Here is a 26547-nt window from a genome sequence, read left to right as displayed (position 1 = left end):
CGTGGCGCGCGCCGAAACCGGGCGCGGTCGTGCGGCACCGACCGTGTCGTACAAGCCGCGTCCGGGTGAAATCCCGACCAACCCGGGCGTGTACCGCTTCCGCGACGCCGACGGGCGCGTGCTGTACGTGGGAAAGGCGAAGAACCTGCGGGCGCGGCTGTCGAACTACTTCGCGCCGCTGCACACCCTGCACGAACGCACGCGCCGGATGGTGCTCTCGGCGGCATCCGTCGAGTGGACGGTCGTGCCCACGGACGTCGACTCGCTGCAGCTGGAGTACCAGTGGATCAAGGAGTTCGACCCGCCCTTCAACGTCCGCTACCGCGATGACAAGTCCTACCCCTTCATGGCCGTGACCCTCGCCGACGAGGCACCGCGGGTGCTCGTGACCCGCAACCGCAAGATCCGCGGCGCGAAGTACTTCGGGCCCTACCCGAAGGTGTGGGCGGTGCACGAGACGATCGACCTGATGATCAAGGTGTTCCCGATCCGCACCTGCAGCGACGCGTCGTACAAGAAGGCCATGCAGTCGGGGCGCCCCTGCTTTCCGGGCCAGATCGGCCGCTGCGGCGGGCCGTGCTCGGGGCGCGTGACCATCGAGGAGCATCGGGCGATCGTCGAGGACTTCGTGGCGTTCATGGCCGGGGGAGACCAGCGGTTCACCAAAGACCTGACCGCCCGTATGCGCGCGGCCGCGGCGGCGATGGACTACGAGGCGGCGGCTGTCTACCGCGACCGGCTGCAGGCGATCGACGCCGTGCTCAACAAGAGTGCCCTGGTCCTCGCGGAGGACACGGATGCCGATCTTTTCGGCATCGCCGAGGACGAGCTCGCCGCGGCCGTCCAGCATTTCGTCATCCGCGGCGGGCGCGTGCGCGGTGTGCGCGCGAGCACCATCGAGAAGGAACTGGACATCAGCGGCGCGGATCTCGTCGACCAGGTCATCCAGCGCACGTACGGCAACGCGTCGGGCGCCGACATCCCCCGGCAGGTCCTCGTCCCGGCGCTGCCGGAGGATGCCGCGGAGCTGACGGAGTGGCTGCGGGAGCGTCGCGGGAAGAACGTGTCGATCCAGGTGGCCCAGCGCGGCGGCAAGGCCGACCTCATGAAGACGGCGACTCTGAACGCGCAGCAGGCGCTGATGGTCCACAAGACCCGCCGAACGAGCGACTACGTCGCCCGCACGCGAGCGCTGACAGACCTGCAGGAGGCGCTCGGCCTCGAGGAGGCGCCGCTGCGCATCGAGTGCTTCGACGTCTCCCACCTGAGCGGCACCAACGTCGTCGCCTCCATGGTCGTCTTCGAGGACGGGCTTCCCCGCAAAGACCAGTACCGGTCGTTCTCGGTGGCGGAGACCACGGACGACACCGACTCCATCCACCAGGTGCTCACGCGCCGACTGGCCCATCTCGATCGACCCGAGCCGGACACCGAGGTCGCGGCAGACGGGACCGCACCCAAGCGCCCGCGGTTCGCCTACCGGCCCCAGCTCCTGGTCGTCGACGGCGGGCAACCTCAGGTGCAGGCAGCCGAGCGCGCGCTCCGCGACGCCGGTCGCGAGGAGATCGCGCTGTGCGGGATCGCCAAGCGACTCGAGGAAGTGTGGCTGCCGGGGGAGGAGTATCCGGTCATCCTCCCTCGCACCTCGGAAGCGCTGTACCTCCTGCAGCGTCTGCGCGACGAAGCGCATCGATTCGCCATCACCCACCAGCGCAAGCGTCGCCGACGAGACATCCAATCGGTGCTGGCCGAGGTTCCCGGACTCGGTGACGCGCGGATCCGCGCCCTGCTCCGACACTTCGGGTCGGTCACGGCGCTGCGCGAGGCGACCGAGGAGCAGATCGCGGAGCTCCCCGGCATCGGCCCGAAGCTCGCGGCATCGATTCGCACGCATCTTTCCGGCGGATAGGCTGGGCGCAGCGACGACGGAGGTCAGATCCATGAGCGAGACCGAGCGCAGCGACACCGGCGAGGTGCTGATCGTCACGGGAATGTCCGGGGCGGGTCGCTCGACGGCGGCGAATGCCCTCGAAGACCTCGGGTGGTACGTCGTGGACAACCTTCCGCCGCAGATGCTGCGGCCGCTCCTGGAACTGACGAGCCTCGCCGGAGGTGTCCTCCCTCGTGTGGCGGTCGTGGTGGACGTGCGAGGACGCGATCTGTTCTCCGAACTCCCGGAAGCGCTGCGGGCGCTCCGGGAGCGGCGGGAGATGCGGCTGATGTTCCTGGATGCCTCCGACGAAGCGCTGGTGCGCCGATTCGAGGCGGTGCGTCGGCCCCACCCTCTCCAGGGCGAGGGGACGATCGTCGACGGCATCCGCCGCGAGCGCGAACGACTGGCGGCGGTGCGGGAGAGTGCCGACGTCATCGTCGACACGACGCGGTACAACGTCCACCAGCTGGCCACGCGGGTGGTGGAGCTCTTCTCCGACGAAGGCGATGCGCGCCACACCCTGACGATCCTCAGCTTCGGCTTCAAGTACGGCGTACCCCCGGATGCCGACATGATCGCCGACATGCGTTTTCTCCCCAATCCCTTCTGGGAGGAGCCGCTGCGCGCTCTGACCGGAGAGGATGCCGCGGTGCGCGACTACGTCCTCGGGCAGCGGGGGGCCGTGGAATTCCTCGACGCCTACGCGGGCGCGTTGGCTCCGGTCCTCGCCGGCTACCAGCGTGAGAACAAGCGTCATTCGGTCATCGCCGTCGGCTGCACCGGAGGCAAGCACCGGTCGGTGGTGATGGCCCGACAGCTCGCCGAGCGACTCGAAACCCTCCCCGGTGTCGCCGTACGGGTACGGGATCGCGACCTCGGCCGTGAATGAGGGCGGCGGCAGGATCGGGCGCGCGCGAGTAGGCTGGTCGATCGTCCCCACCCCTGAACGACGAGGAGCCCCGTGTCGCTGACCGCCGATGTGAAGGCCGAGCTGATCACCGTGCGCGACCCGCGCCCGACGGCTCGGGTCGCCGAACTCACGTCGCTGCTGCGGTTCTCGGGAGGCCTCCACTCCATCGCGAACCGCGTCGCCGTCGAGGCGGAAGTGGACTCCGACGTGCTCGCCCGTCGCACCGCGCGCGACCTCATGGAGATCTACGGTGTGCGCCCGGAGCTGGTGCACGTCCAGGGGTCCGGCGGCCGCGGGGGGAGCCACTACGCCGTCCGGGTGATCGAGGGCGGCGAGACGCTCGCCCGCCAGACGGGACTCCTCGATCAGCGGCGGCGTCCGGTCCGCGGACTGCCCAACAAGCTCACCACCGGGAACCGGGGGGACCTGGCCGCCATCTGGCGGGGTGCCTTCCTGGCGGCCGGTGCGCTGAGCGAACCCGGTCGGTCGGCGGCGCTCGAGATCTCCTGTCCGTCCTCCGAGGCCGCGATGGCGCTCGTCGGTGCGGCGCACCGTCTGGGCATCCCCGCCAAGGCGCGGGAAGTCCGCGGGGTGCCCCGTGTCGTCGTCCGCGAAGGGGAGGGCATCCGCTCCACCCTCGCCGCGATGGGGGCCCGCAAGGCCGCGGAGGAATGGGACCAGATGCGTCAGCGGCGCGAGGTGCGCGCCGGCGTCAATCGTCTCGTCAACTTCGATGACGCCAATCTGCGCAGGTCCGCCCAGGCCGCCGTCGCCGCGTGCGCCCGTGTGGAGCGGGCGATGGAGATCCTCGGCGAGGAGATCCCCGCGCATCTCCGACAGGCCGGAGACCTGCGACTCGCCCACCGCGACGCCTCTCTCGACGAGCTCGGTCACCACGCCGACCCTCCGCTGACGAAGGATGCCGTCGCGGGGCGCATCCGGCGACTCCTGGCCATGGCCGACAAGAAGGCCGAGGCAGAAGGCATCCCGAGCACCGAGTCCGCCGTGCCCGCCGGCGTCGAGGACTGACGCATAAACCACGCTCCCGCGGGAAGCAAGTCCCGCCGCGCGCGGTTGGCGCTCAATAGGATGAACCCGTCACCCTCGCGGCGTCGAGGATCGTCGGCGCCGCGCCGATAGGAAGAAGAGAACATGGCGAAGTACACCTTGCCCGACCTCCCCTACGACTTCGCGGCTCTGGAGCCGCACATCAGCGGCAAGATCATGGAGCTGCATCACGACAAGCACCACCAGGCGTACGTGACCGGCGCGAACACCGCGCTGGAGCAGCTCGCGGAGGCCCGCGAGAGCGGGAACCTCGCGAACGTGAACAAGCTCGAGAAGGACCTCGCGTTCAACCTCGGCGGTCACGTCAACCACTCGATCTTCTGGACCAACCTCGCGCCCGCGGGCGACGGCGGCGGGGGAGAGCCCGAGGGCGAACTGCGTGCGGCGATCGACGAGTTCTTCGGTGGGTTCGACACCTTCAAGGCGCACTTCACGGCCGCTGCCACCGGCATCCAGGGCTCGGGGTGGGCGGTGCTGAGCTGGGACCCGATCGGTGAGCAGCTGATCATCCAGCAGCTTTTCGATCAGCAGAGCAACACCGCCCAGGGCACCATCCCGGTGTTCCAGCTCGACATGTGGGAGCACGCCTTCTACCTCGACTACCTCAACGTCAAGGCGGACTACGTTTCCGCGGCCTGGAACATCGCGAACTGGCAGAACGTGGCGCAGCGCCTCGATGCCGCTCGTGAGAAGACCGCGGGCCTGCTGGTACTGTCGTAAACGGTGTGGGCGTCCCGGCGGGATTCCCCGCCGGGACGCCGTTGTCCACTGTCTGAATCGCACCAACCGCGCGCTCGCGCACGACACTTCTCAGGAGAAACTCCGTGGCTGTCAAGATCGGTATCAACGGCTTCGGCCGTATCGGACGCAACTTCCTCCGCGCGGCCCTCGAACAGGGCGCGGACCTGGAGATCGTGGCGGTGAACGACCTCACCGACAACAAGTCCCTCGCGCACCTCCTCAAGTACGACTCCGTCGGCGGACGTCTGTCGGAAGAGGTGTCCTACACCGAGGACTCCATCATCGTCGGCGGCAAGAGCATCAAGGTGTTCGAAGAGCGCGACCCCGCGAACCTCCCCTGGGGTGAGCTCGGCGTCGACATCGTCATCGAGTCGACCGGACGCTTCACCAAGGCCGCGGATGCCGGCAAGCACATCGCGGGCGGCGCCAAGAAGGTCCTCATCTCGGCTCCCGGTACGGACGTCGACGGCACGTTCGTGATGGGTGTCAACGACGGCGAGTACGACCCCGAGACGATGCACATCATCTCGAACGCCTCGTGCACGACGAACTGCCTCGCCCCCCTCGCGAAGGTGTTCAACGACAACTTCGGCATCGAGCGCGGCTTCATGATGACCGCGCACGCGTACACCGCCGACCAGAACCTGCAGGACGGCCCTCACGGTGATCTGCACCGTGCGCGTGCCGCGGCGCTGAACATCGTCCCTGCCGCGACCGGTGCCGCCAAGGCCATCGGACTGGTTCTGCCCGAACTGAACGGCAAGCTGAGCGGCTCGTCCTACCGCGTTCCGGTTCCCACCGGCTCGATCGTCGACCTCACCATCATCACGCCGACCGAGGGTCTGACCAAGGAGACCATCAACGCCGCGTACGAGAAGGCCGCCGCCGAGGGTGCCCTCGTCGGCTACCTGAAGTACAACACGGACCCGATCGTCTCCACCGACATCGTCCACGACCCGTCGTCCTCCGTCTTCGACGCGGGCCAGACCAACGTCAGCGGCAACCTCGTCAAGGTCTCCGCCTGGTACGACAACGAGTGGGGCTACTCCAACCGTCTGGTCGATCTGACCTCTCTCGTCGCCTCCAAGCTCTGATCGTCATGGCACTGCGCACCCTCGAGTCGCTGGGTTCGCTTGCCGGCAAGCGCGTCATCGTCCGTGCCGACTTCAACGTCCCCCTCAAGGATGGTCGGATCACGGACGATGGCCGCGTGCGGGCGGCGCTTCCGACCCTGAATGCCCTGATCAACGCCGGCGCACGCGTGGTCGTCTGCTCGCACCTCGGTCGCCCCGACGGGGCGCCGGATGCGAAGTACAGCCTGGAGCCGGTGGCCCAGCGACTCTCCGAGCTCCTCGGGTCGCCCGTCGCGTTCGCGCGGGACACCGTGGGCGAGTCTGCGCGTGACGCCGTGGCGGCGCTCGAGGACGGGGATGTCGCCGTCATCGAGAATCTGCGTTTCAACGCCGGAGAGACCGCGAAGGACGACGCGGTGCGCCGCGCCTTCGCGGAGGAGCTCGCCGCGCTCGGCGACGTGCTCGTCTCAGACGGCTTCGGCGTCGTGCATCGCAAGCAGGCCTCGGTCTACGACCTGGCCGAGCTCGTTCCGTCGGCTGCGGGACTCCTCATCGAGAAGGAGGTCGACGTCCTCGACCGCCTGACCGAGAACCCGGAGCGCCCGTACACCGTGGTTCTGGGCGGATCGAAGGTGAGCGACAAGCTCGGCGTCATCGAGCACCTCCTCCCGCGCGTCGATCGCATCCTCGTCGGCGGCGGCATGCTGTTCACCTTCCTCGCCGCGAAGGGCTACCGAGTGGGTTCCAGCCTCCTCGAGAAGGACCAGATCGACACCGTCACCCGGTACATGGCCTCTGCCGCCGAACGCGGCGTCGAGATCGTCCTGCCGGTCGACGCGGTGATGGCGTCCGCCTTCGCAGCCGACGCCGAGCACGTCGTGGCTGCGGCCGACGCGCTGGAGGAGACGGCGTTCGGCGCGTCCGGCCTCGGTCTGGATATCGGTCCGGAAACGGCCCGCATCTTCGCAGATGCGGTCCGATCGAGCCGCACGGTGTTCTGGAACGGCCCGATGGGCGTGTTCGAGATGCCGGCGTTCGCGGCGGGGACCAAGGCCGTCGCCGAGGCTCTGACCGCGGTGGACGGGCTGTCCGTCGTGGGCGGCGGCGACTCCGCCGCCGCGGTCCGTCAGCTCGGATTCACCGACGACGCCTTCGGTCACATCTCGACCGGCGGCGGCGCCAGCCTCGAGTTCCTCGAGGGCAAGAAGCTCCCCGGACTGGAGGTCCTCGGATGGCAATGACCACACGGATGCCGCTCATCGCGGGCAACTGGAAGATGAACCTGGATCACCTCCAGGCTGTGGCGTTCGTGCAGAAGCTGCACTGGACCCTCAAGGACGCCGGACACGACCACAGCACCGTCGAGGTGGCCGTGTTCCCGCCGTTCACCGATCTGCGCACGGTCCAGACGCTTCTGGACGCGGACAAGATCCCCTTCGCCCTCGGCGCGCAGGACCTGTCCACGCACGATTCGGGGGCCTACACCGGCGAGATCTCGGGTGCCTTCCTGTCGAAGCTGGACGCGCGCTACGTCATCATCGGACACTCGGAACGGCGCGAGTACCACGCGGAGGGCGATGACGTCGTCGCCGCGAAGGTGCAGGCCGCCCTCCGTCACGGACTCGTCCCCGTCATCTGCGTCGGGGAGACCAGCGAGGACCTGGAGAAGTTCGGCGCCAGCGCCGTTCCCGTGTCCCAGCTGCGTGCGGCCCTCGACGGGGTTGCTGCGGACGCGGACATCGTCGTGGCGTACGAGCCGGTGTGGGCGATCGGCTCCGGCCAGGCCGCGACCCCGGACCAGGCGCAGGATGTCTGCGCGAAGCTCCGCGACGTCGTCGCCGAGGCGATGGACGCCGACGCGGCCGCGCGCACGCGTGTGCTCTACGGCGGGTCGGTGAAGGCGGCGAACATCGCCGGCTTCATGCGGGAACCCGACGTGGACGGAGCCCTGGTCGGCGGCGCGAGTCTGCTGGTCGACGAGTTCTCCTCGATCATCCGTTTCCAGAAGCACGTCGGCGTCTGACCCCGCCTATACTGGGAAATCGTGCGCCCCGACGGGCGCGGTGAAAGGCGTAAGTTCCGTGCAGATCCTCGAGTTCGTCCTGCAGGTCATGCTGGGCATCACCAGTCTCCTGCTGACCCTCCTCATCCTGCTCCACAAGGGGCGTGGCGGGGGTCTGTCCGACATGTTCGGCGGGGGCATGACCTCGGCACTCGGCTCGTCCGGGCTCGCGGAGCGCAACCTCAATCGATTCACGATCGTGCTCGCGCTGGTGTGGTTCGTCGCCATCGTCTCGCTCGGGCTCATCACGAAGTTCCAGGGGATCTGATGGCAACCGGAGGAAACGCCATCCGCGGTACGCGGGTGGGCGCGGGCCCCATGGGGGAGCAGGATCACGGCTTCCACGCCGATCGTGTCGCCGTGTCCTACTGGGATGCCCTCGGCAACGAGACAGTGCGGTACTTCGCTGCGGGCATCCCCGACGAGGAGATCCCGGAGACGATCGATTCGCCCCACTCCGGTCTGCCCGCCGGTCGCGATAAGGACAACCCGCCGGCGCTGGCCAAGACCGAACCGTACAAGACGCATCTCGCTTATGTGAAGGAGCGCCGCACGGAGGAGGAAGCCGAGGCGCTCCTCGACGACGCGCTCGCGCAGCTGCGGGATCGTCGCGGTCAAGACTGACCCGCTCAGTGTGAACGAGCGAGCCGGATCCGCCCTGGAGGCGGGTCCGGCTCTGTCGTTCACTCGCGGTCGATGAGCTCCGGCGGGACGTTGCCCGCGGCGTCCTCGTCGACGAAGAACATGGTCTGTCTGCGGCCCTTGGCGCCGGCCGCGGGGACGCTCGCGTAACTCGCGCCGGCCAGCGCCAGGCCGAGGGCGGACGCCTTATCGGTACCGGCGAGGACCATCCACACGCGCTGAGCGCTGTTGATGACGGGTCGGGTCATGCTCACGCGCTCCGGCGGAGGCTTGGGGGAGTCGCGGACGGCGACGACGGCGCGATCCGTGACCCGGATCTCCGACCGGTCGGGGAAGAGCGATGCGATGTGGCCATCGGGTCCGACGCCCAGGAAACAGACGTCGAATGCGGGCCAGGCGGCGCCGTCGGCTCCGAAACGTGCGAGCTCCGCCGCGTAGGCCTCCGCGGCCTCATCGAGCCCGATCCCGCTGTCCGCCGCGGCGATCGCGTGGATGTTCGCGTCCGGCACCGGGAGGGAGTCGAGAAGCGCCTCCCGCGCCTGGGTCTCGTTCCGATCGGCGTGTCCGCGGTCGAGGTAGCGCTCGTCGCTCCACCAGAAGTGGACTCGTGACCAGTCGACACGCTCCCGCTTCGGATGCCGTGACACCGCAGCGAGGACGGCCGATCCCATCGACCCCCCGGTGAGGGAGACATGGGCGATGTCGCTGGACTCGAGCCGCTTGGCGACCTTGCGGAGGAAACGGTCGGCGACGGAACGGGCGAGGGCCGTCGGGTCCGTGCTGATGATGACGCGCTTCTCGGACCAGACTTCGACCATGCCGCTCATTTCCGTGTTTCGTCCTGCGCCTTCGCGTTACCCGGGGGGCCCAGGAGCTCCCACCCCTCCGTGATCACTCGACCATACAGGACGTCCGGATCGAGACGGCGGAGCTCCTCGGCGAGGCACTCGCGCAGCGTGCGCCGGGGGAAGGCGAGGTCGTGACTCGGCTGCTCGGGCTGGGTGAGGATCGCCACATCCGAACTGGGTCGCTCGAGGACGATGTCCCCGCTGTCCCGGTGCAGGCACACCGACTTGATCCCGTGCGGCCAGTCCTCGGCGGGCAGGTACGCCCAGTCCACCGGCACGTCCAGAGCCAGCCGGAGCCACGCGGCGAGCAGTGCCGTGGAAGGGGAGTCCGCCGCTCCGCGCACGGTGACCGCGGTCACGGTCTCGTACGGAGGCTGATCGAGGATCGCCGCGAGCTGTTCCCTCCAACGGGTGAGGCGGGTCCACGCGAGGTCGGTGTCTCCCGGGGCGTAGGAGGCGCCGAGCCCCGCGACCCAGGCGGTGGGATCGGGCTTGGTCGCGGCATCCGTGATGCGGCGCTGCGCGATCCGACCGATGGAGGTCTTCGCCGTTACCGGCGGAGTCGCGTCGGGCCACCAGACCACGACCGGCGCGTCGGGGAGGAGAAGCCCGGTCACGAGGGACTCCAGAGGAGCGCGCCCCGCATCGCCGACCACGTGCAGCGTGACGACCTCGCTCGCGCCTGCGTCGCCGCCCACCCGGATCTGCGCATTCAGGCAGGAGTCGGTCTGGGCGCTGTCGCCGATCATCAGCACGATCACGCGCATCGGGTGCTCGCGGGAGGCGTCGTTCGCCGCCTCGATGACGGCCTCCTCGGCGCCGAGCCGGGTGATGATGATGAGGGTCAGGACGCGGCCGAGCGCGACCGCACCCCCCTCTTCGCGCACGCTCACCAGGGCCCGCGAGATCTTGCTCACGGTGGTGTCGGGAAGGTCGACGATCACGGGCGCCTCCAGATGCGTCCATCGCGGGCGAGCATCTCGTCCGCAGAATCGGGGCCCCAGGAACCCGGGGCGTACTGCTCGAGCGGGCCGCCCTGCTCCTCCCAGAACTGCTCGATCGGATCGAGGATCTTCCAGGAGAGCTCGACCTCCTCATGGCGCGGGAACAGCGGCGGGTCACCGAGCAGGACATCGAGGATCAGACGTTCGTATGCTTCGGGGCTCGCCTCGGTGAAGGCGTGGCCGTACCCGAAGTCCATCGTCACGTCCCGCACCTGCGCGCCGGCTCCGGGAACCTTGGATCCGAATCGGATGGTGACACCCTCATCGGGCTGGACGCGGATGACGAGGGCGTTCTGGCCCTGCCCCGAGGTCTGGCTGCGCGGGAAGAGCATCTCCGGTGCACGCTTGAACACCACGGCGATCTCGGTGACGCGTCGCCCGAGGCGCTTGCCGGTGCGCAGATAGAAGGGGACGCCTTCCCAACGCCGCGTATTGATCTCGAGGGTGATCGCGGCGTACGTCTCCGTCGGGGACTGGGGGTTCATCCCGTCCTCTTCCAGAAACCCGAGGACCTTCTCGCCGCCCTGCCAGCCGCCGGCGTACTGACCGCGCGCGGTCGAGCGCGCCAGATCGTCCGGAAGCGTGACGGCGGCGAGGACCTTCTCCTTCTCGGCGCGGAGATCCTTCGCGTCGAAGGAGATCGGCTCCTCCATCGCCGTCAGGGCGAGGAGCTGCAGCAGGTGGTTCTGGATGACGTCGCGCGCCGCGCCGATGCCGTCGTAGTAGCCCGCCCGTCCGCCGACGCCGATGTCCTCGGCCATCGTGATCTGGACGTGGTCGACGTAGTTGCGGTTCCAGATCGGCTCGTAGAGCTCGTTGGCGAAGCGCAGCGCGAGGATGTTCTGCACCGTCTCCTTGCCGAGGTAGTGATCGATCCGGAAGATCGAGTCGGTCGGGAACGCCGACCGGAGGGCGTCGTTGAGCTCGCGCGCCGAGGCGAGGTCGTGCCCGAAGGGCTTCTCGATCACGACGCGGCGCCAGCGCTCGGGGCTGTCGGCGGTGTCGTCGACGAGCCCCGATGCCTTCAGCTGCTCCGCGACCTGCGGGAAGTCCTTGGGCGGGATCGACAGGTAGAACGCGTGGTTGCCCATCGTGCCGCGCTCGGTGTCGAGCTTCTGGACGGTCTCGCGAAGGCGCCGGAACGCGTCGGGGTCGCCGAACTCGCCCGAGACGAAACGGATCCCCTGGAGGAGCTGCTGCCAGGTCTCCTCACGGAATTCCGTGCGCGCGTTCTGCCGGACGGCGTCGTAGACGACCTTCGCGAAGTCCTGATCCTCCCAGTCGCGACGCGCGAATCCGACGAGCGCGAACCCCGGCGGAAGGAGGCCGCGATTGGCGAGGTCGTAGACGGCGGGCATGAGCTTCTTCCGCGACAGATCGCCCGTGACGCCGAAGATCACGAGGGCGCTGGGCCCCGCGATGCGATTCAGGCGGCGGTCGTCGGCGGCGCGGAGCGGGTTCTTCCCGCGTGAGATCTCGACGGTCATCGAACTGGAACTCCTACTGTGCCGCTTCGAAAAGCGACAGGATCTCGATCTGCGGATCGGTGAGGGTGAGGGTCACGACGGGACGGCCGTGGCCGTCGGCGAGGACACGGGCGTCGCCCGCCGCCTGAGCCGCGATGAGCTCACCGAAGGTGAACGGCAGCCCGGGGATCTCGAGGTCGACGTCCGTGGCCTCCAGGATCTGCAGGAACACGCCGTTGGCCGGACCGCCCTTGTGGTACTGCCCGGTGGAGTGCAGGAAACGCGGACCCCAGCCGAACGTCGCGGGCCGCCCCGAGTCGGCGGCGACGAGCTCGCGCAGTCCCTGCAGATGCGGCAGAGAGGTCCGGTCGACGTACGCCTGAACCGAGACGTAGCCGTCCTTCGGGATCTCGCCCCACAGGGCGTCCAGCACGCCGGCGATGGTGCCGGATGCCGCGAGCGCGAGGTCCGACACGCGGACCTCCACTCCGTCGACGGTGAACGCCGGCGCCGTGGGTGCGGGCCGGTCGCGCAGCAGTGCGCGGGCGGCCGCCTTCGCCGATTCGACGTCGGGCTGATCGAACGGATTGATCCCCAGCATCCGTCCCGCGATCGCGGTGGCGTACTCCCACACGACGAACTGGGCGCCGAGGGATCCGCTGATGAGGATCTCGTCGGGATGGTGCTCGAACAGGTGGAAGCGGCGCGCCTCGTCGACCAGGCGCACGATCTGAAGGTCCTCCGGGGTCGCCTCGACCTCGGGCGAGACGGGGAGCAGGACCACCGGAAGGATGCCGGTGCCGTCCTTCCCGGTCGACTCCGCGACGAGCTGCTCGATCCAGTCCGGCAGGCCGACGATGTGCGTGCCGTCGGTGACGAGCCCGAGCTTGTCGCGGCGCGGGTCGCCGCCGGCCAGCGCCGCGGCGAGGACGAGCGCGGGGTTGTCCGGACTGTCGATCGCGACTTCGAGCAGCGTCGCCTCGGCTTCGTCCAGGAGAGCGGCGATGTCGGCACCCGCGAGTCCCGCTGGAACGAGCCCGAACGCGGTCAACGCCGAGTACCGGCCGCCGACGGTCGGGTCGGCGTGGAAGACGGTGTAACCGTCGGCCCGGGCCGCGGTATCGAGCGGCGAGCCCGGGTCGGTGACGACGACGATGCGCTCGGCGGGGTCGATGCCGAGGTCGCGGAACGCCGCCTCGAACGCGCGCTTCGCGGCATCCGTCTCCACCGTGCCGCCGGACTTCGAGGACACGACGAGCACGGTGTGCTCGAGTCCGCCGGATTCGGCGTCGCCGTCGATCGCCGACAGCACCTGCGCCGGCGAGGTCGAGTCGAGGACGACCAACGGCACGTGCGCGGTACGGGTGATGACCTCGGGTGCGAGCGACGAGCCGCCCATGCCGGCCAGGACGACGCGCGTCACGCCACGGGCGACGAGTCCCTCGCGCAGGGCGAGGATCTCTCCGACCAGCGGACGGGAGACGGAAACGGCCTGCAGCCATCCGAGTCGCTCGGAGGCCTCGGCCTCGGCCGTCGGGCCCCACAGCGACGAATCGCCCGCGGTGAGGCCCGACGCCACCAGCTCGGACACGAGGGTGGGAAGCGTCGCGTCGACGACCGCCTTCACGTGTCCGCTCAGGTGGATGTCGAAGGTCATGCGGATGTCTCCTGGGCGGAGCGCAGCGCCTCCGTAACGGTCTGCTGGAGCTCGTGCCAGGAGGCGATGAACTTCTCCACGCCTTCGTCCTCGAGCAGCTGGGTCACCTCGACGAGGTCGATTCCGGCGTCGGCGAGACGGTCGAAGACCTCGTGCGCGTCGCCGTAGTTGCCCGTGATGGTGTCGCCGGTGATCTCCGCGTGGTCGAACGTGGCCTCGAGCGTCTTCTCGGGCATGGTGTTGACCGTGCCCGGCGCGACCAGCCCGGTCACGTAGAGGGTGTCCGGGAGCGCCGGGTCCTTGACGCCGGTGGACGCCCACAGCGGACGCTGGAGGTTCGCGCCGGCGTTGACCAGCGCCTGGGCGCGGCCCGTGGCGAACTCCTTCTGGAAGAGCTCGAACGCCAGACGGGCGTTGGCGACACCGGCCTTGGACTTGAGCTGCTCGGCGTCGCCGCCGATCGCCGCGAGGCGCTTGTCGACCTCGGTGTCCACCCGCGAGACGAAGAACGACGCCACCGAGTGGATCCCGGCGAGGTCATGCCCGGCGGCCTGGGCCTGCTCGAGTCCGGTCAGGTACGCATCGATCACCTCGGCGTACCGCTCCAGGCTGAAGATCAGCGTGACGTTGACCGAGATGCCCTTCGCGATCACCGCGGTGATCGCCGGGAGGCCGGCTTTCGTCGCAGGGATCTTGATGAGCGCGTTGGGGCGGTCGACGCGCTCCCACAGCTGCACGGCCTGGTCGACCGTGGCGGCGGTGTCGTGAGCGAGGTCGGGGGAGACCTCGATCGACACGCGTCCGTCGACCCCGCCGGTGGCGTCGTAGACGGGGCGGAAGATGTCCGCCGCCTCGCGCACGTCGTCGGTCGTGATCTCGAAGATGGCCTGGTCCGCCACGGCATCGCGGGCGGCGAGCGAAGACACCTGCTCTTCGTACGCCTCGCCCTTGGACAGGGCCGTGGCGAAGATCGTCGGGTTGGTCGTGACCCCGCTGACGTTGCGGGTGGTGATGAGCTCGGTCAGATTCCCGGACGTGATGCGCTCACGCGAGAGGTCGTCGAGCCAGATGCTCACGCCGGCGGCGGCGAGCTGTTCGGTGGGGGTGCTCATGCGTTCTCCTGGATCGTTTCGCGAGCCGCCGCGACGACGGCCTCGGCGGTGATGCCGAACTTCTGGAAGAGGGTCTTGTAGTCGGCGCTGGCCCCGAAGTGCTCGATCGAGACCGAGCGTCCGGTGTCGCCGACGATGTCGCGCCAGCCGAGGGCGAGTCCGGCCTCGACCGACACGCGCGCCTTCACGGTGCGGGGCAGGACGCTTTCGCGATACGCCTCGTCCTGCTCGGCGAACCATTCCAGGGACGGAGCGGACACGACGCGCGCGTTCACACCCTCGCCCGCCAGAGTCGCGCGGGCCTCGACGGCCAGCTGCACCTCGGAGCCGGTGGCGACGAGGATGACGTCGGGGCTGCCGTTCGGCGCGTCGGCGAGGACATAGGCCCCCTTCGTGGCGAGCTGAGCGCTGGCGAACACGTCGCCCGACGCCTCACCGTCGCCGCGCTCGAAGACGGGGATGTTCTGGCGCGTGAGCGCGAGTCCACCCGGGCCCTCGTTGCGGCGCAGCAGCTCGAGCCAGGCCACCGCGGTCTCGTTGGCATCCGCGGGACGCACCACCGTGAAGTTCGGGATGGCGCGCAGTGACGCGAGCTGCTCGATCGGCTGGTGGGTCGGCCCGTCCTCGCCCAGCGCGACGGAGTCGTGCGTCCAGACGAACAGGCTCGGGATGTTCATGAGGGCGGCGAGGCGCACCGCAGGGCGCATGTAGTCGCTGAAGATCAGGAACGTGCCGCCGAACGCGCGGGTCGGTCCGTGCAGCACGATCCCGTTGACGATCGCGCCCATGGCGTGCTCGCGGATGCCGAAGTGCAACACCCGGCCGTAGGGGTCGCCGGACCATTCGTGCGTCGACCATTCCGCGGGGATGAACGATTTCGCGGACTTGATGGTGGTGAGGTTGGACTCGGCCAGGTCCGCCGATCCGCCCCAGAGCTCGGGGAGGACTTCGGCCAGGGCGTTGAGCACCACGCCGGAGGCGGCACGGGTCGAGACGTCCTTGCCGGACTCGAACGAAGGGAGCGCAGCGGCGACATCCGTCGGCAGCTCATGAGCCTCGAGCCGGTCCCACAGCGCCTTGCGCTCCGGGTTGGCATCGGCCCACGCATCCCACTTCTGCTGCCACGCCTCGCGCGCCTCCGCCGCACGGTCGGCGAGCGCGCGGGTGTGAGCGATCACATCATCGGCGACGACGAAGGACTGCTCGGGGTCGAACCCGAGCACCTCCTTGGTGGCCTTGAGTTCGTCGGCTCCGAGCGCCGAGCCGTGGATCTTGCCGGTGTTCTGCTTGCCGGGGGAGGGCCAGCCGATGATCGTGCGCAGGATGATGAGGGAGGGCTTGGCGGTCTCGCCCTTGGCCGCCTCGATGGCCGCGTACAGCTCGGCGACGTCCTCGACGTATTCGCCCGTGCGCTTCCAGTCCACGGTCTGCACGTGCCACCCGTAGGCCTCGTATCGGGCGGCGACGTCCTCGGTGTAGGCGACGTTCGTGTCGTCCTCGATCGAGATCTGGTTGGAGTCGTAGATCGCCACCAGGTTGCCGAGCTGCTGGTGGCCGGCGAGGCTCGAGGCCTCGCTCGTCACGCCCTCCTGCAGGTCGCCGTCACCGGCGATCACGTACACGTGGTGGTCGAAGGGCGACGTGCCGGCAGCGGCATCCGGGTCGAACAGTCCGCGCTCGAAACGGGCTGCGTACGCGAAGCCGACCGCGGAGGCGAGGCCCTGGCCGAGCGGGCCGGTCGTGATCTCGACGCCGTCCGTGTGGCCGAACTCCGGGTGTCCGGGGGTCTTGGATCCCCAGGTGCGGAGAGACTTCAGGTCGTCCAGCTCGAGCCCGAACCCACCGAGGTACAGCTGCACGTACTGCGTCAGGGACGAGTGGCCCACCGACAGGATGAACCGGTCGCGGCCGGCCCAGTGCACGTCCTTCGGGTCGTGGTTCATCACCCGCTGATACAGCAGGTACGCGGCGGGGGCGAGGCTCATCGCCGTCCCCGGGTGCCCGTTGCCCACTTTCTCGACTGCATCCGCAGCGAGGACGCGGGCGGTGTCCACCGCGCGCCGATCGATCTCATCCCAACGCAGTTCCGACACCGGGCCGCCTTTCTCGAGAGCTGCGCCCGGACGTGGTCGATCCTCGATGGCATTTCCGTGAGGAGAAGGAGGAGTCGGCGCTGGGCGCGCGTGTGGTCCTCAGCATAGCGAAGGGGTATGCGCCCGCCGTCATGCGTGCCGCCGTGTGACGACCGCCCCCGCCGGTCACCTCGGCGGCATGCCATAGACTTGGGAGGATTTGACATGCGGTGATTGCGGGGGAGATGGACATCACGTCGACGGTCGGGACGGACGCCACGGTCCGCGACACGCGCCCCTCCTTCGGTCGCACGGTGCGCGCGTATGTGGCCCTGATGAAGCCTCGCGTGCTCGAGCTGCTGCTCGTGACGACCGTGCCCGTGATGATCCTGGCGCAGGGTGGCCTGCCGGACATCTGGCTGGTCCTGGCGACGGTGATCGGCGGCACCGCGAGCGCCGGCTCCGCGGCGGCGTTCAACATGTACCTCGATCGCGACATCGACGCCCACATGCAGCGGACGGTGAATCGCCCGCTGGTGACGGGCGAGGTGTCGCCCCGTGCCGCGTTGATCTTCGCGTGGTCGCTCGCGGTGTTCTCGACGGTGTGGCTCTGGGCCACGACGAACACGCTCGCAGCCGCTCTGTCCGCCGGGGCGATCTTCTTCTACGTCGTGATCTACACGATGATCCTGAAGCGCCGCACCGAGCAGAACATCGTCTGGGGAGGGATCGCCGGATGCTTCCCGGTGGTGATCGGCTGGAGCGCCGTCACCGGTTCGCTCGCCTGGCCGCCGGTCATCCTGTTCGCCCTGGTTTTCCTCTGGACCCCGCCGCACTACTGGCCGCTGTCGATGAAGTACAAGGACCAGTACGAAGCCGTCGAGGTCCCCATGCTCGGTGCCACCCGCGCCGGGTCGCAGGTCGGTCTCCAGGTCATCCTGTACGCCTGGGCGACCGTCGCCTGCTCGCTGCTGCTCATCCCGGTCGCCGGCATGGGCGTCGTCTACACCGTCTCCGCCCTCGTGTTCGGCGGGTGGTTCATCTACGAATCCCACCGGTTGTACACGCGCGCGGTGCGCGGGACCGAGCCGCGTCCCATGCGCGTCTTCCACGCGTCGATCACCTATCTGACCCTGCTCTTCGTCGCGATCGCCGTGGACCCGCTGCTTCCCTGGTGACCACCTCGTAGACGGCACGAGGAAGGGCCGGCCATCCGTTCGGATGCCCGGCCCTTCCTCGTGCACGGCGCGGTGGTGCGACGCGTCAGCGCGACGTGGAGGTCTGCTCCAGATCGGCATCTTCCGCGGCGGGCGCGTCGCCGGCGTTCGCCGCGCCCGGGGCGTCTCCGTCGCGTGCGGCGTCGTCGAGGTCCGCGGCATCCGCGAAGGGGGCCGTCGTCACCGGCTCGTCGGCGACGACGGCGGGGCCGGTGGGCGTCGCGGTGTCCGGCGCGACGTAGGCGGGCGGCGCGGTGACGGCGTGCGGGCGGAGCGTCGCGGCGGCGGCGACGGCGAGAGCCAGCAGGATGCCGATCACGCCGGCGCCGATGAGAATGGCGCCGAGGACGGCGACGGACTGTCCGACGTACACCTCGACGCCGGTCGCGGTGCCGTCGTTCAGGGTGGCGGTCATGATGCCGAGCCGGTCGGAGACCAGCCACGCGCCGACGGCCGTGGTCGCGACCGATCCGACGAGGAGCACCCAGAAGGGGATGCTGCGGGCGAGCGGGGGTCTGGTGGTCATGCGTCATCCTCCTGATCGGGCCGTGAGGGGGTCACGGCGTCGTTCAGTCTGAACGGCGCGCTTCCGCCGTTCGTGTGCGTCGTCGATGAATCGGCTGTGAGGGCCGCGCCGGACGCGTCAGGCGCGGACCTCGACGTGGTCGTCCGCCGCGACCCGGGACTCGGCATCCGGGAGTCCGTTCGCCGGACGGGACAGGTGCAGCACCACCGCGGTCATAGCGGCCGCCGTGAGCGCGGCGAGCACCATGTGGATGCCCACGGCGAGGATGGGCAGACCATTCCGAGCCTGGAACAGACCGACCGCGATCTGGACCAGTTCCGCCGCGAGGAGCGCGATGCTCCAGCGGGCGAGGAGGGGGGTCCGGTCGCGCTGACGCCACGCGCCGATCACGAGGGCGATCGTCAGGGCGAAGAGGACGTAGCTGGGCCACGCGTGGATGTGCTCCAGGAGCTCCGCGTCGAATCCGCTCCGGCCGGCGTTCGGGTCGCCGGAGTGAGGCCCGGCGCCGGTGGTGAGGATGCCGAAGACGATCGTGACGACGAGGGCGGCGACCGCGCCGCGAGCCGTCCATCGCAACCACGACGCGACGGCGGAGACGCGGGGCAGGTCGGGGCGATTCATCCTGACGAGGAACGCGGCGGTGATGCAGACCAGACCCACCGACACGACGTAGTGGAAGCCGACGATGAAGGGGTTCAGTCCCGTCAGGACCGTGATGCCGCCGACGAGGGCCTGCGCGACGACGCCGATCAGGACGAGCCAGGCCAGCACCACGAGGTCTCGACGTGTCGGGGTGGTCCGGACGGAGCGCACGGCGGTCGCGATGACCGCGACGAGGAGGATGCCGTTCGCGAGCGGGCCGGCCGGGATGTCCAGAGCGACGCCGAGTGCGACGGCGGCGCCGGCCCCCAGGATTCCGCCGAGCGCGAACCACAGGGTCGGCGTCAGTGCCCGGCGCCCGCCGGTGCGGACGATGATCCCGATCACGACGGCGAGCGCGAGGATGCCCACGAGACCGGTGAGCGTCCGGTTCCCGAACTCGATGACACCGTGGATTCCCATCTCCGGGGTGGGGACGATCGAATCGGCCGTGCACCGAGGCCACGTGGGGCATCCGAGCCCGGAGCCGGTCAGCCGGACGGCCCCGCCGGTGCCGATGATGAGGACTTCGGCGAGGAACGACAGCCACGCCAAAACACGCAGAGGACCGCCGATCCGCCCCGGCAGTCGACGCGGACGAGGGGTGACGGTCGCGGGCGCGGACATGGGAGGACCTCCTGGGTCGGATGCCGCCGGGCGCCCGGCGCGGGCCGGAGGGAAGGCGGAACCTGTAGAATCGAGGGGTTCGGTCGCGCGCCGTCGGGCGCAACCCCTTCCGAACAGTTTAGGCGCCCACGATGACGCCAGGAGAGGGTCCACCCAGCGGCTTTCCCCGCCGGTAACTCCACCGGTGGATCAGGGGGCCGGAGCGGATGACACCGCCAGACCCGGAGGAGACGAGACGATGTCTGATGTGCTGATCGACCGCCCAGAGCTTGACGGCCTGGGGGTCTACGAATTCGGCTGGCACGACACCGACGCGGCCGGCGCGGTGGCTCAGCGAGGAATCAACGAGGACGTGGTTCGCGGGATCTCCGCGTTGAAGTCCGAACCCGAATGGATGCTGAAGACCCGGCTGAAGGGCTATCAGCTCTTCGGCCGCAAGCCGATGCCGACGTGGGGGGCCGACCTCTCCGCCATCGACTTCGACAACATCAAGTACTTCGTGCGCTCCACGGAGAAGCAGGCCCAGACCTGGGAAGACCTGCCCGAGGACATCAAGAACACCTACGAGCGGCTCGGCATCCCCGAGGCCGAGCGTCAGCGCCTCGTGGCCGGTGTCGCCGCGCAGTACGAGTCCGAGGTCGTCTATCACCAGATCCGTGAGGACCTCGAGGCGCAGGGCGTCATCTTCATGGACACCGACACGGCGCTCCGCGAGCACCCGGAGTTCTTCGAAGAGTACTTCGGAACGGTGATCCCCGCGGGCGACAACAAGTTCGCGGCGCTGAACACCGCTGTGTGGTCGGGCGGGTCGTTCGTCTACGTGCCGCCCGGCGTACACGTGGACATCCCCCTCCAGGCGTACTTCCGCATCAACACCGAGAACATGGGTCAGTTCGAGCGGACGCTGATCATCGCCGACGAGGGGTCCTACGTCCACTACATCGAGGGCTGCACCGCGCCGATCTACAAGTCGGACTCCCTCCACTCGGCGGTCGTCGAGATCATCGTGAAGAAGAACGCACGCGTGCGCTACACGACCATCCAGAACTGGTCGAACAACGTCTACAACCTCGTCACCAAGCGCGCCGTCGCCCACGAGGGCGCGACGATGGAGTGGGTCGACGGCAACATCGGCTCCAAGGTGACGATGAAGTACCCGTCGATCTTCCTCATGGGCGAGCACGCCAAGGGCGAGACTCTGTCGGTCGCCTTCGCCGGCCCCGGCCAGCATCAGGATGCCGGCGCCAAGATGATCCACATGGCGCCCTACACGCAGTCCTCGATCGTGTCGAAGTCCATCGCCCGCGGCGGTGGCCGCGCGGGCTACCGCGGCGAGGTCCGCGTCGACGCGAATGCGCACCACAGCGCCAACACGGTGCGGTGCGATGCGCTCCTGGTCGACACGATCTCGCGCTCGGACACCTACCCCGCGATCGACATCCGCGTCGACGACGTGCAGCTGGGACACGAGGCCACGGTCTCGAAGGTCAGCGAGGAGCAGCTCTTCTACCTCATGAGCCGGGGACTCCCCGAGGACGAGGCGATGGCGATGATCGTGCGCGGCTTCATCGAGCCCATCGCACGCGAGCTGCCGATGGAGTACGCCCTCGAACTCAACAAGCTCATCGAGATGGGCATGGAAGGATCCGTCGGCTGATGACGACAGCGACCCAGGCCCCCGCCGCGGCGGAGGGCCACATCGACCCTGCCGCCGCGTTCGTGCCGGTGCAGACCCGCTCAGAGCGGCTGACCTCGTTCGCCCCGGAGGACTTCGGCGTCCCGACCGGGCGCGAAGTCAACTGGAAGCACACGCCGATCCGGCTTCTCGAGGCGCTCTTCGACGACGTCGAGGGCGAGGAGGGTGCCGTGCGCGTCGGCGCCACGCTTCCCGACGGAGTCGAGAGTGCCGAACTCGAGGTCGGCCAGGCGCCGCGCGGGGAGGTCTTCCGACCCGAGGATCGCGTCGCCGCGGTGGCCTGGTCGCAGGGGCGGAGCGCGCACCTCGTGCGCATCCCCGTCGACACGGTGATCGACACGCCGATCGTCCTCGACATCGAAGGACAGGGTGGTCGCGCGCACGCGCACATCGTTCTGGAGGCGCTGCCGCACTCGCGCGCCACAGTCCTCCTGCGTCACCGCGGCTCGGCGACTCTCGCGCAGAACGTCGAGATCATCGTCCGTGACGGGGCCGCCCTCGACGTGGTCTCGGTGCAGCAGTGGGCCGACGACGCCGTCCACGCCGCGTCGCACCAGGCGCGCGTCGATCGCGACGCGACCCTCCGCCACACGGTCGTGAGCCTCGGCGGGGCGCTCGTGCGCGTGAACCCCTCGGTGGAGCTCGCCGGTGCGGGCGCGGACGGACGCCTGTACGGACTGTCGTTCGCGGACGCGGAGCAGCACCTCGAGAGCCAGGTCTACCTCCATCACAAGGGGCCTCACACCGTCGGCGACGTCCTGTACAAGGGGGCGCTCCAGGGTGCGAGCGCGCACACGGTGTGGATCGGCGATGTCCTGATCGGTCGCGACGCCGTCGGCACCGACTCCTACGAGGCGAACCGAAACCTCGTCCTCACCGACGGGGCGCGGGCGGACTCGATCCCGAACCTCGAGATCGAGACCGGCGACATCGTCGGCGCCGGACACGCCAGCGCCACGGGGCGCTTCGATGACGAGCAGCTGTTCTACCTGCAGGCCCGCGGCATCTCCGAAGAAGAGGCCCGTCGCCTCGTCGTCCTCGGCTTCCTCGCCGAGATCATCCAGAAGACCGGCATCCCGTCGCTGGAAGAAGAGCTGATGGCCGCGATCGAGGCCGAGCTGGCCGCGGAGGAGCGGGCATGAGCGCGCAGAAGGTGCTGAATCTCAGCGAGCTCGAGCAGGACACCGCGGTGCGGGTCGAGGTCGACGGCGTGCCGATGGCCGTGGTCCTCGACGGCGAGGGAGTCGTCCACGCCATCGGCGACACCTGCACCCACGGCGACATCTCCCTCTCGGACGGTTTCGTCGAGGGCGAGACGCTGGAGTGCTGGGCTCACGGATCGGCGTTCTCGCTCCGCACCGGGCGCCCCCTGAATCTGCCGGCGTACGAGCCGGTTCCCGTTTACGAGGTCACGATCGACGGCGACGATGTGCTCATCGATCCCGCCGTGACCAAAGCAGTCGACTGAAGAAGGTAGCCACTATGTCTGTTCTCGAGATCCGCGACCTCCATGTGACCGTGGAGACGGATGCCGGAACCACGCCGATCCTCAACGGGGTCACCCTGACGATCAGCACCGGTCAGACTCACGCGATCATGGGCCCCAACGGCTCGGGCAAGTCCACCCTGGCGTACACGATCGCCGGGCACCCGAAGTACACCGTCACGAGCGGCTCCATCACGCTCGACGGCGAGGACGTGCTCGAGATGTCGGTCGACGAGCGCGCCCGTGCGGGTCTGTTCCTGGCCATGCAGTATCCCGTCGAGATCCCGGGTGTCACGGTGACGAACTTCCTCCGCACCGCCAAGACCGCCGTCGACGGCGAGGCGCCCTCGATCCGGACCTGGACCAAGGACGTCAAGGGCGCGATGAAAGACCTGCGCATGGACCCGAAGTTCGCCCAGCGCAACGTCAACGAGGGCTTCTCCGGCGGCGAGAAGAAGCGGCACGAGATCCTGCAGCTCGAGCTGCTGAAGCCGCGCATCGCCGTCCTCGACGAGACCGACTCGGGTCTGGACGTGGACGCGCTCAAGGTCGTTTCCGAGGGGGTCAACCGCGCCAAGGAGGCCACCGACCTCGGTGTGCTCCTGATCACGCACTACACCCGGATCCTCCGCTACATCCGTCCCGACCACGTCCACGTCATGGTCGCCGGTCGTATCGCGGAGGAGGGCGGCCCGGAACTGGCCGATCGCCTGGAAGCCGAGGGGTACGACCGCTACCTCCCGACCGGTGATTCCGAGCCTGCCGACGCGCCCGCCGCGGCCGGCGCGTAGGATCGTTACATGACCGCAACCCTCTCGCCCGAGAAGTTCGACGAGGTCACCGAGGCCCTGAAGGACGTCATGGACCCCGAACTGGGGATCAACGTCGTCGATCTGGGGCTGATCTACGACCTCGGCTGGGACGACGAGAACGACGCCCTGGTCATCCACATGACTCTCACCTCGGCCGGCTGCCCGCTCACCGATGTGCTCGAGGAGCAGACCGCGCAGTCTCTCGACAACGTCGTGGATCGCTTCCGCATCAACTGGGTGTGGATGCCGCCGTGGGGCCCCGAGCGGATCACCGACGACGGACGCGACATGATGCGCGCCCTCGGCTTCGCCATCTGACGACGGACCGCTCCGGCCCGCGTCGTTTCGTCCCGTGACGCCCGAGCGCGCATGCCACAGGCCTGCGTCCTAGGCTCGGGCCATGAGCGTCGTCCCGGTGCAGGCACTTCCCCTCGATCAGTTGCGGCAACGCACGAGCACGAAGTGGCGCAGCTACCCCGACGACGTCCTGCCGCTCTTCGTCGCCGAAACCGACTATCCGCTCGCGCCCGCCATCACCGACGCCCTCACGCGCGCGGTGCTGCTCGGCGACACCGGATACACCCCGTCTGATCCGGGGCTGGGCGACGCGTTCTCGGGATTCGCCCGACGCCGCTTCGGATGGACCGTGGACCCGGCATCCGTCTGGTCGACGTGCGACGTGATGATGGGGGTCGTGGAGATCCTCCGCCGGGTCATCGCGCCGGGGGAGCGGGTCGTGGTGATGCCGCCGGTCTACCCGCCCTTCTATGACTGTGTGGAGGAGGCGGGAGGCGTCGCCGAGCGCGTTCCCCTCGCGGTGTCGGACCGCGGATGGCGGATCGATCTCGAGGGTGTCGGCCGCGCGCTCGATGAGGGCGCGCGCGCCGTGCTCCTGTGCAATCCCCAGAACCCCACCGGGACCGTCCATTCCCGCGACGATCTCGCCGCGCTGGCGTCGCTCGCGGCCCGCCACGGCGCGGTCGTCATCAGCGATGAGATCCACGCGCCGCTCACTCACGCACCGGCGCGGTTCACGCCATTCCTCTCCGTCTCGGAGGAGGCGGCATCCGTCGGCTACTGCGTGACGAGCGCCAGCAAGACATTCAACCTCGCGGGGCTCAAGTGCGCCCTGATGATCGGCGGTGCGGAACCGCAGCGTTCCCTGCTGCGCGCGCTGCCCCCGGAGGTCGGCTGGCGCACGGGTCTGTTCGGGGCCTTGGCGGGTGTCGCGGCGATGTCGCCCGAGAGCGACCCGTGGCTCGACTCTCTCCTCGTGGCGCTGGATGACCAGCGTCGACTGCTGACCGATCTCCTGGCGACGCACCTTCCCGATGCGCGGTACCTCGAACCCGACGCCGGGTATCTGGCGTGGGTCGACGTCTCCGCCTACGGCTGGGGCGACAACCCCGCGACCCGGATCCGCCGCGACGCGCGTGTGGCGCTCCACCACGGGCCCCTGTTCGGGTCCGAGGGGCGAGGACACGTGCGTATCAACATCGGATGCGCGCCCGAGATCCTCGCCGAGGCCGTCGAGAGGATGGGTACACTGGCGAGGCGATGAGCTCCTCTTCCCGTTCCACCGGTATCTGGAGCGGGGAGTACCTCTGGGTCACCCTCGGAGCGGTCGCGATGATCTTCCTGGCCGCGACGCAGGCGCTGGCCGTCACGACCGTCATGCCCTTGGTCAGTGCCGATCTCGACGGCGAGGCGCTGTACGCCGTGGCGTTCTCGGCCACGGTCGCCACCAGCGTGATCGGCATGGTCGCCGCCGGAGCCTGGTGCGACCGCGGCGGAGTGCTGGCACCGTTGTCCACGTCGGTGATGCTCTTCGTCCTCGGGCTCGTCGTCGCCGGCGCGGCCGCGAGCATGGAGTGGGTGGTGATCGGCCGTCTCATCCAAGGGCTCGGGACGGGTGGGCAGACGGTGTCCCTGTACGTCGTGGTCGCTCGCGTGTACCCGGCGATGGTGCACGGGCGGGTGTTCGCCGCGTTCTCGGCGGCCTGGGTGATCCCCTCCCTCGTCGGTCCGCTGCTCGCCGGCGCCGTCGCCGAGTTCTTCCACTGGCGCTGGGTGTTCCTGGGCGTGGCGGCGCTGACCCTCTCGGCCTTCGCCGTGGTCGTCGCGCGTCTGCGCGGGCTCCCGTTGGACCCGCCGGAGCGCGGTGCGACCGACGTCGGACGCCGGCTGGCGTGGGCCACGGCGCTCGCGGTCTCCGCGGTGGCCCTGGGCCTCGCGGGCGAGGCGGGGCCCGCGAGGATCCCGATCATCGCCGTGGCGGTGATCGCGATCGCGGTGACGGTCCGACCGCTCCTGCCGTCGGGTGCCCTCCGCGCGCGCCGGGGCCTGCCCAGCGTGATCCTCATGCGCGGCGTCATCGCCGGCGCCCTCTTCGGCGCCGAGATCTACGTGCCCTACCTCCTCATCGACGAATACGGCTTCAGCGCGACCTGGGCCGGGCTCGGGCTGACCGCGGCGGCGCTGGCCTGGGCGGCGGCCGCCGAGGTGCAGGGGCGCGTGGGCGATCGGCTGGGAAACCGGCGCATCACCCTCATCGGGATCGCGTTCCTGGCGTCGTCGATGGCGATCGTCGGCCTGGTTGCGGTGACGCACGCCCATCCGGTGATCCTCATCGCCGGATGGGGGCTCTCAGGTGCCGGTATGGGGCTGATGTACCCGCGCCTGACGGTTCTCACCCTCGCGTACTCGACGACGCAGAACCAGGGCTTCAACTCCGCCGCGCTCTCCATCTCGGATGCCGTCGGCGCGGCGACCACCATCGCCGCGATGGGACTCGTCTACACGGGTCTCGGTGGCGGCATCCTCGCCTTCGCCTGGGTCTTCGCGCTCGGGACGCTCGTGGCCCTCGCGGCTCTGGTGCCCGGACTCCGTCTCGGACACGGAGCGGAGGTGCGCGCGTCGACCGTGCCGGTGTGACGGGGGCGCGATCGCGCGTTTG

25 protein-coding genes are annotated in these 26547 nt (G+C 69.3%); 17 read left to right on the top strand and 8 right to left on the bottom strand.

The features are described 5' to 3' along the window. The first annotated feature begins 1 nt into the window (after position 1). The 9 genes from uvrC (at position 2) to AB0O93_RS06440 (ending at position 8411) form a co-directional block, all read left to right on the top strand. Positions 2-1909 carry an excinuclease ABC subunit UvrC gene (gene uvrC, locus AB0O93_RS06480; protein ID WP_363341624.1) on the top strand — a complete coding sequence of 636 codons (1908 nt, stop codon included), beginning with the start codon at positions 2-4 and terminating at the stop codon, positions 1907-1909. Between the two features lie 31 nt (positions 1910-1940). After that, complete coding sequence (rapZ, locus tag AB0O93_RS06475; protein WP_363341622.1) at positions 1941-2822, top strand: RNase adapter RapZ; 882 nt, start codon at positions 1941-1943, stop codon at positions 2820-2822. 72 nt (positions 2823-2894) lie between these two features. After that, positions 2895-3872 carry a DNA-binding protein WhiA gene (whiA, locus tag AB0O93_RS06470; protein WP_363341620.1) on the top strand — a complete coding sequence of 326 codons (978 nt, stop codon included), beginning with the start codon at positions 2895-2897 and terminating at the stop codon, positions 3870-3872. Between the two features lie 123 nt (positions 3873-3995). Beyond that, positions 3996-4631 carry a superoxide dismutase gene (locus AB0O93_RS06465; protein WP_363341618.1) on the top strand — a complete coding sequence of 212 codons (636 nt, stop codon included), beginning with the start codon at positions 3996-3998 and terminating at the stop codon, positions 4629-4631. Between the two features lie 104 nt (positions 4632-4735). Beyond that, on the top strand, positions 4736-5746 hold the full coding sequence (gap, locus tag AB0O93_RS06460; RefSeq protein ID WP_236968493.1) for a type I glyceraldehyde-3-phosphate dehydrogenase: 1011 nt from the start codon (positions 4736-4738) through the stop codon (positions 5744-5746). Between the two features lie 5 nt (positions 5747-5751). Beyond that, positions 5752-6966: a phosphoglycerate kinase gene (locus AB0O93_RS06455; RefSeq protein WP_363341615.1), complete on the top strand. Its 1215-nt coding sequence runs from the start codon at positions 5752-5754 to the stop codon at positions 6964-6966. Further along, positions 6957-7748: a triose-phosphate isomerase gene (gene tpiA, locus AB0O93_RS06450; protein WP_363341613.1), complete on the top strand. Its 792-nt coding sequence runs from the start codon at positions 6957-6959 to the stop codon at positions 7746-7748. Before AB0O93_RS06455 ends, tpiA begins: the two co-directional genes overlap by 10 nt. A gap of 58 nt (positions 7749-7806) precedes the next feature. Continuing rightward, on the top strand, positions 7807-8055 hold the full coding sequence (gene secG, locus AB0O93_RS06445; RefSeq protein WP_053547329.1) for a preprotein translocase subunit SecG: 249 nt from the start codon (positions 7807-7809) through the stop codon (positions 8053-8055). Further along, positions 8055-8411, top strand: a complete 357-nt coding sequence (locus AB0O93_RS06440; RefSeq protein ID WP_236968490.1) for an RNA polymerase-binding protein RbpA — start codon at positions 8055-8057, stop codon at positions 8409-8411. The genes secG and AB0O93_RS06440 overlap by 1 nt, the downstream gene beginning before the upstream one ends. A gap of 59 nt (positions 8412-8470) precedes the next feature. Here the strand turns inward: AB0O93_RS06440 and pgl are convergent, their stop codons facing one another. The 6 genes from pgl to tkt are packed head-to-tail and all read right to left on the bottom strand — an operon-like array spanning position 8471 to position 16609. Next, entirely contained in the window at positions 8471-9247 is a 777-nt protein-coding gene (pgl, locus tag AB0O93_RS06435; RefSeq protein WP_363341876.1) for a 6-phosphogluconolactonase, read from the bottom strand. A 5-nt stretch (positions 9248-9252) separates the two neighbouring features. After that, complete coding sequence (locus tag AB0O93_RS06430) at positions 9253-10221, bottom strand: glucose-6-phosphate dehydrogenase assembly protein OpcA (protein ID WP_363341611.1); 969 nt, start codon at positions 10219-10221, stop codon at positions 9253-9255. Next, on the bottom strand, positions 10218-11768 hold the full coding sequence (zwf, locus tag AB0O93_RS06425; protein WP_363341609.1) for a glucose-6-phosphate dehydrogenase: 1551 nt from the start codon (positions 11766-11768) through the stop codon (positions 10218-10220). The genes AB0O93_RS06430 and zwf overlap by 4 nt, the downstream gene beginning before the upstream one ends. Positions 11769-11781: 13 nt before the next feature. Then, positions 11782-13404 carry a glucose-6-phosphate isomerase gene (locus AB0O93_RS06420; protein WP_363341607.1) on the bottom strand — a complete coding sequence of 541 codons (1623 nt, stop codon included), beginning with the start codon at positions 13402-13404 and terminating at the stop codon, positions 11782-11784. Then, positions 13401-14516 (bottom strand): transaldolase, encoded by a 1116-nt coding sequence (tal, locus tag AB0O93_RS06415; protein WP_363341605.1) that lies wholly within the window; start codon positions 14514-14516, stop codon positions 13401-13403. Before tal ends, AB0O93_RS06420 begins: the two co-directional genes overlap by 4 nt. After that, positions 14513-16609, bottom strand: coding sequence for a transketolase (tkt, locus tag AB0O93_RS06410; protein ID WP_363341603.1), 2097 nt, complete (start codon positions 16607-16609; stop codon positions 14513-14515). Before tkt ends, tal begins: the two co-directional genes overlap by 4 nt. 224 nt (positions 16610-16833) lie before the next feature. Here tkt and AB0O93_RS06405 point away from each other — a divergent pair, with 224 nt between their 5' ends. Then, complete coding sequence (locus tag AB0O93_RS06405; RefSeq protein WP_363341601.1) at positions 16834-17766, top strand: heme o synthase; 933 nt, start codon at positions 16834-16836, stop codon at positions 17764-17766. An 85-nt stretch (positions 17767-17851) separates the two neighbouring features. Here AB0O93_RS06405 and AB0O93_RS06400 read toward each other — a convergent pair whose 3' ends face one another. Both AB0O93_RS06400 and AB0O93_RS06395 read right to left on the bottom strand, forming a co-directional pair. Then, positions 17852-18331 (bottom strand): dinucleotide-utilizing enzyme, encoded by a 480-nt coding sequence (locus AB0O93_RS06400; RefSeq protein WP_363341599.1) that lies wholly within the window; start codon positions 18329-18331, stop codon positions 17852-17854. Positions 18332-18448: 117 nt separating this feature from the next. Then, positions 18449-19597, bottom strand: coding sequence for a COX15/CtaA family protein (locus tag AB0O93_RS06395; protein WP_363341597.1), 1149 nt, complete (start codon positions 19595-19597; stop codon positions 18449-18451). 238 nt (positions 19598-19835) lie between these two features. Between AB0O93_RS06395 and sufB the strand changes: the two genes are divergently transcribed. The 7 genes from sufB to AB0O93_RS06360 all read left to right on the top strand — a co-directional run bounded on the left by sufB (position 19836) and on the right by AB0O93_RS06360 (position 26525). Continuing rightward, on the top strand, positions 19836-21254 hold the full coding sequence (gene sufB / locus AB0O93_RS06390; RefSeq protein WP_053547495.1) for a Fe-S cluster assembly protein SufB: 1419 nt from the start codon (positions 19836-19838) through the stop codon (positions 21252-21254). Next, positions 21254-22435: a Fe-S cluster assembly protein SufD gene (gene sufD, locus AB0O93_RS06385; RefSeq protein ID WP_363341594.1), complete on the top strand. Its 1182-nt coding sequence runs from the start codon at positions 21254-21256 to the stop codon at positions 22433-22435. The genes sufB and sufD overlap by 1 nt, the downstream gene beginning before the upstream one ends. Next, a complete protein-coding gene (locus tag AB0O93_RS06380; RefSeq protein WP_363341592.1) occupies positions 22432-22761 on the top strand; it encodes a non-heme iron oxygenase ferredoxin subunit in 330 nt (109 codons plus the stop codon). Before sufD ends, AB0O93_RS06380 begins: the two co-directional genes overlap by 4 nt. Before the next feature lie 14 nt (positions 22762-22775). Continuing rightward, the gene (gene sufC / locus AB0O93_RS06375; protein WP_053547340.1) at positions 22776-23570 is read left to right on the top strand and encodes a Fe-S cluster assembly ATPase SufC; all 795 of its coding nucleotides are present in this window, start codon (positions 22776-22778) and stop codon (positions 23568-23570) included. A 9-nt stretch (positions 23571-23579) separates the two neighbouring features. Beyond that, positions 23580-23909, top strand: a complete 330-nt coding sequence (locus tag AB0O93_RS06370; RefSeq protein ID WP_053547341.1) for a metal-sulfur cluster assembly factor — start codon at positions 23580-23582, stop codon at positions 23907-23909. Between the two features lie 82 nt (positions 23910-23991). Next, complete coding sequence (locus tag AB0O93_RS06365; protein ID WP_363341590.1) at positions 23992-25152, top strand: aminotransferase class I/II-fold pyridoxal phosphate-dependent enzyme; 1161 nt, start codon at positions 23992-23994, stop codon at positions 25150-25152. After that, complete coding sequence (locus AB0O93_RS06360; RefSeq protein WP_363341588.1) at positions 25149-26525, top strand: MFS transporter; 1377 nt, start codon at positions 25149-25151, stop codon at positions 26523-26525. The genes AB0O93_RS06365 and AB0O93_RS06360 overlap by 4 nt, the downstream gene beginning before the upstream one ends. Positions 26526-26547 lie beyond the last annotated feature (22 nt).

Source organism: Microbacterium sp. NPDC077184 (genome assembly GCF_040687055.1).
In the GTDB taxonomy this organism is placed as follows: Bacteria; Actinomycetota; Actinomycetes; order Actinomycetales; family Microbacteriaceae; genus Microbacterium.
Note: the sequence above shows the minus strand (reverse complement) of the source record. Positions and strands in the feature narration are given on the sequence as shown.

Excerpts from the sequence above, each read along its gene's own strand:
- rapZ (WP_363341622.1), top strand. The coding sequence starts at position 1,941 with ATGAGCGAGACCGAGCGCAGCGACACCGGCGAGGTGCTGATCGTCACG.
- AB0O93_RS06465 (WP_363341618.1), top strand. The coding sequence starts at position 3,996 with ATGGCGAAGTACACCTTGCCCGACCTCCCCTACGACTTCGCGGCTCTG.
- AB0O93_RS06455 (WP_363341615.1), top strand. The coding sequence starts at position 5,752 with ATGGCACTGCGCACCCTCGAGTCGCTGGGTTCGCTTGCCGGCAAGCGC.
- tpiA (WP_363341613.1), top strand. The coding sequence starts at position 6,957 with ATGGCAATGACCACACGGATGCCGCTCATCGCGGGCAACTGGAAGATG.
- AB0O93_RS06440 (WP_236968490.1), top strand. The coding sequence starts at position 8,055 with ATGGCAACCGGAGGAAACGCCATCCGCGGTACGCGGGTGGGCGCGGGC.
- pgl (WP_363341876.1), bottom strand. The coding sequence starts at position 9,247 with ATGGTCGAAGTCTGGTCCGAGAAGCGCGTCATCATCAGCACGGACCCG.
- zwf (WP_363341609.1), bottom strand. The coding sequence starts at position 11,768 with ATGACCGTCGAGATCTCACGCGGGAAGAACCCGCTCCGCGCCGCCGAC.
- AB0O93_RS06420 (WP_363341607.1), bottom strand. The coding sequence starts at position 13,404 with ATGACCTTCGACATCCACCTGAGCGGACACGTGAAGGCGGTCGTCGAC.
- tal (WP_363341605.1), bottom strand. The coding sequence starts at position 14,516 with ATGAGCACCCCCACCGAACAGCTCGCCGCCGCCGGCGTGAGCATCTGG.
- AB0O93_RS06405 (WP_363341601.1), top strand. The coding sequence starts at position 16,834 with ATGGACATCACGTCGACGGTCGGGACGGACGCCACGGTCCGCGACACG.
- AB0O93_RS06400 (WP_363341599.1), bottom strand. The coding sequence starts at position 18,331 with ATGACCACCAGACCCCCGCTCGCCCGCAGCATCCCCTTCTGGGTGCTC.
- AB0O93_RS06395 (WP_363341597.1), bottom strand. The coding sequence starts at position 19,597 with ATGTCCGCGCCCGCGACCGTCACCCCTCGTCCGCGTCGACTGCCGGGG.
- sufB (WP_053547495.1), top strand. The coding sequence starts at position 19,836 with ATGTCTGATGTGCTGATCGACCGCCCAGAGCTTGACGGCCTGGGGGTC.
- sufD (WP_363341594.1), top strand. The coding sequence starts at position 21,254 with ATGACGACAGCGACCCAGGCCCCCGCCGCGGCGGAGGGCCACATCGAC.
- AB0O93_RS06380 (WP_363341592.1), top strand. The coding sequence starts at position 22,432 with ATGAGCGCGCAGAAGGTGCTGAATCTCAGCGAGCTCGAGCAGGACACC.
- sufC (WP_053547340.1), top strand. The coding sequence starts at position 22,776 with ATGTCTGTTCTCGAGATCCGCGACCTCCATGTGACCGTGGAGACGGAT.
- AB0O93_RS06370 (WP_053547341.1), top strand. The coding sequence starts at position 23,580 with ATGACCGCAACCCTCTCGCCCGAGAAGTTCGACGAGGTCACCGAGGCC.
- AB0O93_RS06365 (WP_363341590.1), top strand. The coding sequence starts at position 23,992 with ATGAGCGTCGTCCCGGTGCAGGCACTTCCCCTCGATCAGTTGCGGCAA.
- AB0O93_RS06360 (WP_363341588.1), top strand. The coding sequence starts at position 25,149 with ATGAGCTCCTCTTCCCGTTCCACCGGTATCTGGAGCGGGGAGTACCTC.